Source organism: Paenibacillus darwinianus, assembly GCF_000598065.1.
Lineage (GTDB): Bacteria > Bacillota > Bacilli > Paenibacillales > Paenibacillaceae > Paenibacillus_I > Paenibacillus_I darwinianus.
Map to the genome: position 1 here is coordinate 1 of NZ_KK082217.1, position 6,698 is coordinate 6,698.

Annotated in this window: 7 protein-coding genes; all 7 read left to right on the top strand. The window is 56.5% G+C overall.

Features of this window, described 5'->3' with window-relative positions:
• On the top strand, nt 1–262 hold a 262-nt coding region (locus tag BG52_RS14390; protein WP_036667556.1), incomplete at its 5' end, for an amidohydrolase family protein.
• A 52-nt stretch (nt 263–314) separates the two neighbouring features.
• Nucleotides 315–1,028, top strand: a complete 714-nt coding sequence (locus BG52_RS14395) for a metal-sulfur cluster assembly factor (RefSeq protein ID WP_036586181.1) — start codon at nt 315–317, stop codon at nt 1,026–1,028.
• A gap of 90 nt (nt 1,029–1,118) precedes the next feature.
• A complete protein-coding gene (locus BG52_RS14400) occupies nt 1,119–1,691 on the top strand; it encodes a DJ-1/PfpI family protein (RefSeq protein WP_036586186.1) in 573 nt (190 codons plus the stop codon).
• Nucleotides 1,692–1,795: 104 nt separating this feature from the next.
• Entirely contained in the window at nt 1,796–2,980 is a 1,185-nt protein-coding gene (locus BG52_RS14405; RefSeq protein ID WP_144340840.1) for a CdaR family transcriptional regulator, read from the top strand.
• Nucleotides 2,981–3,033: 53 nt separating this feature from the next.
• Nucleotides 3,034–4,446 carry a glycolate oxidase subunit GlcD gene (gene glcD, locus BG52_RS14410; RefSeq protein ID WP_036586179.1) on the top strand — a complete coding sequence of 471 codons (1,413 nt, stop codon included), beginning with the start codon at nt 3,034–3,036 and terminating at the stop codon, nt 4,444–4,446.
• Complete coding sequence (locus tag BG52_RS14415) at nt 4,443–5,783, top strand: (Fe-S)-binding protein (protein ID WP_036586177.1); 1,341 nt, start codon at nt 4,443–4,445, stop codon at nt 5,781–5,783. The genes glcD and BG52_RS14415 overlap by 4 nt, the downstream gene beginning before the upstream one ends.
• A 155-nt stretch (nt 5,784–5,938) precedes the next feature.
• Nucleotides 5,939–6,698: amidohydrolase family protein (locus BG52_RS14420; RefSeq protein WP_036667558.1), on the top strand; the 760-nt coding region annotated here is incomplete at its 3' end.

Here is a 6,698-nt window from a genome sequence, read left to right on the forward strand (position 1 = left end):
CTGGATCGGGCCGGACCGGATTCTGTTCGGGAGCGACTACGCGATCTGGGAGCCGAGCTGGCTTATTGAGAAATTTATGGCGATGGAGCTGCCTGAAGACATCCGGGAGGAGACGGGCGTGACGTTCGATAGAAGCGTGAAGAAGAAGATTCTTGGCGAGAACGCGGCGGCGCTCTATGGTATCGATATCGAGGCGCGGAAGGAGAAGTTCCGGGAATGCGACTTGGCTCGCATGATCGCAAGCCGCGAACGAATCGCTTAAGACGACTGAGACGGCTAGGCGCATTGGCGGCGCCATCTGAAGGAGGAATCCGATGGATAGAGAACGAGAAGTATACGCGAAGCTCGATCAAGTGTACGATCCGGAACTGGATCAGCCATTGACGGAACTTGGATTCATCGAAAGCGCGCGCGTTCGCGGCAACGACGTGGAAGTCGTCTTCCGGCTCCCGACGTACTGGTGCTCGCCGAACTTTGCCTTCATTATGGCTGAAGATATTCAGCGCTCCGTCTCCGAGCTCGATTGGGCGGAGAAGGTCGAGGTGAATCTGATCGATCATTGCGCTTCCGGCGAGATAAACCGAGGCGTGACAAGGGGGAAGCGGTTCAGCGAGTCGACGAGCGAGTTTGGAGCGTCGGACGGGGAACTCGATGAGCTTCGCAAGAAATTCGTCGTGAAGTCGTTCCTTGCCCGCGGGGAGCGGCTCATGAAGCATCTGCTTCGCGAGCATGGCGATCCTTACGAACGATTCGCCTGTATGACGTTCGACGAGCTAGAGGCTCGCGATCTGTCAGGCGAAGGAGACGCGCTTCGCCGGCGGTACGCGGAGAAGAGAGCACAGCTCGGTATCGATGGCGCTCTGGCCTTCACGACGCCGGAAGGAGAGCCGCTGCAGCCGGACGAAGTGAAAGACTTCTTGTTGAACGCCAAGCGGACGCGGCTGAGCATGGAGTTTAACGCCCACTATTGCAGGGGGTTGTTGGAGGCTCGCTATAACTTGGCTCCCGCCGACGCCGCGAGCACGTGACACAAGCGTTCCGGAATGCGTGGGGGCATCTCTCGCGTCGTGCGTATTCCTGTAACGATAGATAACTTAAGTAAAGGATCGGTGATGAACATGAGTAAGAAGGTTCTTATTATGACGGGCGATGCTGTAGATTGCCTGGAAGTCTACTATCCGTACTACCGCTGCTTGGAAGAGGGGATCGACGTCACGATTGCGTCCCCGACGAAGAAGAAGTTGCAAACGGTATGCCACGATTTCTTGCCGACCATGGAGACGTTCACTGAGCTGGTCGGCTATAAAATCGACTCGGATGCGTCCGTTGACGACATCAACCCTGCCGATTTCGACGCGTTGATCATCCCTGGCGGCCGCGCGCCGGAGTATATCCGGATGAACAAGAAGGTGCAGGATATCGCGGCACACTTCCTGCAAGAGAATAAGCCGATGGGCGTTATCTGCCACGGTCAGCTCGTGCTGACGACGATTCGCGAACATATTCAAGGCCGCTCTATGACGGCTTACACGTGCTGCCGTCCCGAGGTCGAAGCGGCGGGGGCGAATTACGTGGAGAAGATGGTCGTCGTCGACGGCAATCTGGTGACGGGGCACGCTTGGCCGGATCTGCCGGGCTTCATGCGGGAATTCTTCAATCTGTTGAACGTGAAGGAGACCGTGTCGGTCTAGGATTGACTCGAGGCCGGTTGCAGGCTCCATGGAACGGGAAACCGGCGCGCTCCGCATGGTTCGGGTGCGCCGGTTTTCATTTGACCTCATACGAAGGTTTGGTGATGAATCTGCGACTCTCACCCGAACTGGCCAAGAAGATCATTCGTGAAGTCGAGTCCGCTCTGAACGAACGCCTGATCGTCGTGGACGATCAAGGCATCATTATTGCCTCCACCGAACAAGAGCGAATCGGCACCTTCCACGAAGGGGCGACGATCGTAATGAGCACGAGGCGCAAGCTGCATATCACCGAGGAAGACGTCCGCACGCTTAGAGGCGTGAAGCCGGGCATTAATCTCCCGATCTTCTTCAACAAGCAGGTCATCGGCGTCATCGGCATCTCGGGAACTCCCTCCGTGGTCGAGCCTTACGCGGAGTTGCTTCGGCGCATGACCGAGTTTATTATCCGGGAGGCGACCCGGAAAGAGAAGGAAGAGTGGGAAAAGCGAGGATTAGAGGCGTACTTCTACGAGTGGGTGCATGCCAACGACGTCGATCAGGAACTTGCGGATCGCGGGCATATTCTCGGTATCTCGACGGAGCTTCCACACCTGTGCGTCCTTTTTCAGACGGAGCTGTCTCCGAAGGACGATCTTTTGCGCGAAGCTCAATCGCTCATGACGGATTACTTCCAGAGATTGTATGAACGCGACGCCGCCGATTACTTCCTTCGATGGGGCAACGGCCAATTTCTGTTGATCAAGCATATGCCGGAGGCCGGTACGACGCAGTTTCGCAAGTTAGGCAAGGATTTCACGAAGTGGCAGCATTATTTTGCCCGGAATCATCGCGTTCACTTGTCAATTGGCGTGGGAAAAACCGTTGAACCGTTTCGCTTGCACCATTCCTACGGAGAAGCTCGCAAAGCGCTGAAGATTTCCCAGGTGCGTCGCCGTCCGATGTTGTATGGTGATTTGCTGCTAGATATGGTATTGGAGGAAATCAGCGCACAGACGAAAGAGGAATTCATCCGACGCATTCTTCGAACCGTCGATACGGATCAGGAGCTATTGGAGACGATGCTGGTTTATTACCAGAAGCAGCTTTCGATCAAGGACAGCGCGGACGCGCTGCACATTCATATCAATACGCTGCATTATCGCTTGAACCAGATTCGGGAACTGACGGGCATTAACCCGAAGTCGCCCGAGGGAATCACTTTATTTTCGATCGCGCTGTCGTTATTAAAGATGGATATCTATTCGACGAATCCGGAGGAAGAAAACGAGACGTCCGTTCGTATTTGAGACAGATACGAGGCGGCGTCTCAAGCAGGATAGCGAGGAGAGGGGGACTTCGGATGGTACCGGCAACGATAAAAGCCCGATTAATCGACATCGTAGGCGAGAACCAATATCGCGATTCGAACGAAGCGAGGCTTGCCTACTCTTACGACGCAACGCCGAATTTTCAAGCTCTCCCCGATGCCGTATTAATGCCGCAGACGACGGAGCAAATCCGAGCGATCCTGCGCTTGTGCGATGAATCCCGTATCCCGATCGTGCCACGGGGCTCGGGAACGAATCTGTGCGCCGGCACATGTCCGACTGAGGGCGGCATCGTCCTCACATTCAATCGGATGAACCGTATTCTGGAGATTGATGAGGAAAATTTAACGGCGACGGTACAACCCGGCGTCATCACGAAGACGCTGATCGAGGCGGTGGAGGCGCGGAATCTGTTCTATCCGCCGGATCCGAGCTCGATGAAGATTTCGACGATCGGCGGCAACATCAACGAATGCTCGGGTGGACTGCGCGGTTTGAAATACGGCGTGACCAAAGACTACGTCCTCGGCCTGGAAATCGTCCTGCCGAACGGGGACCTCGTCCGCACCGGCGGGAAATCAACGAAAGACGTTGCCGGCTACGACCTGACGAAGCTGTTCGTCGGTTCGGAAGGCACCCTCGGCGTCATCACCGAAGCGACACTGAAACTCGTTCCGATGCCGGAAAGCAAGAAGACGATGCTTGCCCTCTTCGAGGACATTGACGCAGCTGCCAGCACGGTATCGGCGATCATCGCGAATCGGATCATTCCGGCAACGCTGGAATTTCTTGACCAGCCGACCTGCAAGGTCGTGGAGGAATACGCCAAGGTCGGCCTTCCGACCGACGTCAACGCGGTGCTACTGATCGAGCAGGACGGAGTGCCGGAGGTCGTTGAACGCGATATGCAGCGCATCGCGGATATCTGCCGCGAGGGTCGTGCAGTCTCGGTGAAGATTGCGCAAAGTTTGGCAGAAGCCGAGGCGTTGAGCACGGCTCGGCGTACGGCGCTTTCCGCCCTCGCGCGCATGAAGCCGACGACGATCCTCGAAGACGCGACGGTGCCGCGCTCAAAGATCGGTGACATGGTGAAAGCAATCAACGACATCGCCAAGAAATACGACGTGATGATCTGCACGTTCGGGCATGCGGGCGACGGCAATCTGCATCCGACGTGCCCGACGGACGCACGCGATGCCGGCGAGATGCATCGCGTCGAGCAGGCGTTCGAGGAGATATTTCTCAAGGCGATCGAACTGGGCGGCACCATCACCGGGGAACACGGCGTCGGCGTTATGAAGCGTCCTTACCTGGCTTTGAAGGTTGGCGAAGCCGGAGTTGCCGCAATGCAAGCGGTGAAGAGCGCTTTCGACCCGAACAACATCATGAATCCCGGCAAAATGTTCGCGAAAGATGCACGCAAGAGAGTGGTGATCAACGGATGAACGGGAAAGCGGCAAGCGACATTCGCGATGGCTTTCGGGAACGCCTGGACTATAACGAGCTTATGAATTGCATGCGTTGCGGCTTTTGTCTGCCGTCTTGCCCGACTTATGGGCAGGAACAATACGAAGGAGCGTCTCCGCGGGGCCGTATAGCGCTCATGAAGGGCGTCGTCGACGGCGTCATCGAGCCGGATGCGGACGTGGAGCGGCAGTTGGACCTCTGTCTCGGCTGCCGCGCGTGCGAGCCCGTTTGCCCTTCCGGGGTGAAATACGGGCACTTGTTAGAGGAGGCTCGCGACGTGATCCAATCGAAGAAGCAGCACAAGCTGCCGGTTCGTCTCGTGCGCATGTTTGTTTTTCGGGGCCTGTTCCCCCGCATGAAGTGGATGCGGCGTCTTCATGTGGCCATCTATTGGTACCAGAAGAGCGGTTTGCAACGCCTCGTCCGAGGCGCCCGGGTCTTGCGGGCGCTGCCGGGCAACCTCGAGCAGCTCGAGCGTACGCTGCCGGACGTGCCCGGTCCGGCGGCGTTGCGCTCTCGCCCTACGGCACTTAGCGCGTTCGGCGAGCCGAAGATGAAAGTTGCTTTTTTCCGGGGCTGTCTGATGGATACAATGTTCATGGAGACGAACGACGCAACGATGACGCTGTTGCGCATGGCCGGTTGTGACGTCGTCGTTCCTCCGGATCAAGGATGCTGCGGCGCGTTGCATGCACACGGCGGAGAGAAGGAGATGGCCAAGCGACTGGCCAAGGCGAATATCGAGGCGTTCGAGGCGGCGGGAGCGGATGCAATCATTTCGAATGCGGGAGGTTGCGGGGCGCTATTAGTGGAGTACGATCACTTGCTTCGGGACGAACCGCAATGGCAGGAGCGCGCGAAAGCGTTCACGTCAAAAGTGCGCGATTTCACCGAAATTTTGATCGAGCTGCGTTTCGCCGATCGGCGACTGTCGCTTCCGGAACAACGGGTGACCTATCAGGATTCTTGTCATCTTCGGAATGTAATGGGAACGTCGAAGGCGCCAAGAGAGCTGCTTCGCTCGATCGCCGGCATCCGCTTTCGAGAGATGGAGGAGGCGGATCATTGCTGCGGATCGGCGGGGATCTACAATATTACGGAAAGCAAGATGTCCATGGGAATCTTGGACTATAAGATGGAGAAAGTACGCCATACCGAAGCGCATACGATCGTCACAGCAAATCCAGGGTGTCTCTTGCAGATGAAGCTAGGCATCGTCAGGGAAGGCGCCGAGGCGCGCATGAGGGCGGTTCATCTCGCGGATTTCCTGTTGGAGGCGGCGTTGCACGACAGCATGTCAGGCGGTAGTGCCTGACATTTTTTTTAGCCGGAGTGGAGATTCGTACAGAAAATAGGGGGGTGGAATGCATGTTTTTTAGTTCGATGACCATTGGAAAACCTGCTTGGAAACCCTATACTCAAGATATTGAAAGCGCTTTCTAATCTAGTGAAATCCAAGGAGGAATGACCATGTATCGTATGCCGGACGGAGACGAAATCTTCATTGTTGACGCACACATCGCGTTATGGGACGGCAGCAAGGAGAACCAATTGAACGTGCAGGGCGACCAGTTCATCAGCTGCTTTTACGACTACCACAAGAACCTGAGTCCGAAAGAGTATTTGTGGCCGAAGGAGAAGTTCTTGAAGTACAGCGCGGATACGCTCGTGGAAGACGTCTTCGTGAAGGGGTACGTGGACATGGCGATCTTCCAGCCGGTGTATTTGAAGGAGTTCTACAAGAACGGGTTCGGGGATTTCGCGGCGAATCAATTGCTGTCGGAGCAATATCCGGGACGTCTGATCTGCAACGGGACGTTCGATCCGCGTCACGGGGAACGGGGGCTCGAGCAGCTGGAGAGGGACCGGGAGAAGTACGGATGGACCGGGGTGAAGCTGTACACGGCGGATTGGTACAGGGGTTCGAAGGGTTATAAGCTGACGGACGACTGGTCGTACCGGTACTTGGAGAAGTGCCAGGAGATTGGCATTACGAACATTCATGTGCACAAGGGGCCGACGATCATTCCGCTGAACCGTGACGCGTTCGACGTGGCGGACATCGACGATGTAGCGAGCGCGTTCCAGGGATTGAACTTTATTGTAGAGCACGTGGGCTTGCCGCGGCTCGAGGATTTTTGCTGGATCGCGACGCAGGAGCGGAACGTGTACGGTGGCCTGGCAGTAGCAATGCCGTTCATTCATACGCGGCCGCGGTATTTCGCAGAGA

What these genes read in the sequence shown, in the direction of transcription:
- BG52_RS14395 (WP_036586181.1), top strand. Translation starts at nt 315, where the DNA reads ATGGATAGAGAACGAGAAGTATACGCGAAGCTCGATCAAGTGTACGAT.
- BG52_RS14400 (WP_036586186.1), top strand. Translation starts at nt 1,119, where the DNA reads ATGAGTAAGAAGGTTCTTATTATGACGGGCGATGCTGTAGATTGCCTG.
- BG52_RS14405 (WP_144340840.1), top strand. Translation starts at nt 1,796, where the DNA reads ATGAATCTGCGACTCTCACCCGAACTGGCCAAGAAGATCATTCGTGAA.
- glcD (WP_036586179.1), top strand. Translation starts at nt 3,034, where the DNA reads ATGGTACCGGCAACGATAAAAGCCCGATTAATCGACATCGTAGGCGAG.
- BG52_RS14415 (WP_036586177.1), top strand. Translation starts at nt 4,443, where the DNA reads ATGAACGGGAAAGCGGCAAGCGACATTCGCGATGGCTTTCGGGAACGC.